1 pseudogene is annotated in these 508 nt (G+C 43.7%); it reads right to left on the reverse strand.

The window, feature by feature from the left end:
* Nucleotides 1-265 (reverse strand): annotated as a pseudogene (locus tag HBA93_RS18260) (RHE_PE00001 family protein); the annotation flags it as partial.
* Nucleotides 266-508 lie beyond the last annotated feature (243 nt).

Consider the following 508-nt stretch of genomic DNA (forward strand, 5'->3'; position numbering starts at 1 on the left):
GTAAAATCGTATGAGCAATCGTTAATTCATGGGTCGGTGCTCGAACATCCATATGAGCATCATGCAGAACCAAATCCTCAATATGGACAAGTTCCCCCAAAATCCACATCGCAGCAACTGCATCCCGGAAATGTCCGCGCTCAATAGCCCCCTCCCCCACCGGACTAAACCGCACGATCTCATTCAGACGTGCAAGTCTGTCTTCCGCCATCGCCATTGTCGAAAAGAGTGTCTCGAAGGGTAATGCGTCGATTTTATAAATCACTGAATACACATGAATTATTATCTTTAAATGAAGTTATCATCATTTTAGCTTCTATCATAACATGAATATAAATGAAACGTATGGAATACAGCGACTTTGCACCCCCAATTGCGGGGTTGTATTAAAATCAATCCCGTTGTGACTGATCAGGTCTCAAAAGACTTCATAACAACAAGGCGGGGGAGGATGACAGTTCAAATCACGCTCGAAGAGCATAAGGCAACAATCCGAACAATGCCTGTT

The organism is Ochrobactrum sp. SFR4 (genome assembly GCF_019730395.1).
Taxonomy (GTDB): domain Bacteria; phylum Pseudomonadota; class Alphaproteobacteria; order Rhizobiales; family Rhizobiaceae; genus Pseudochrobactrum.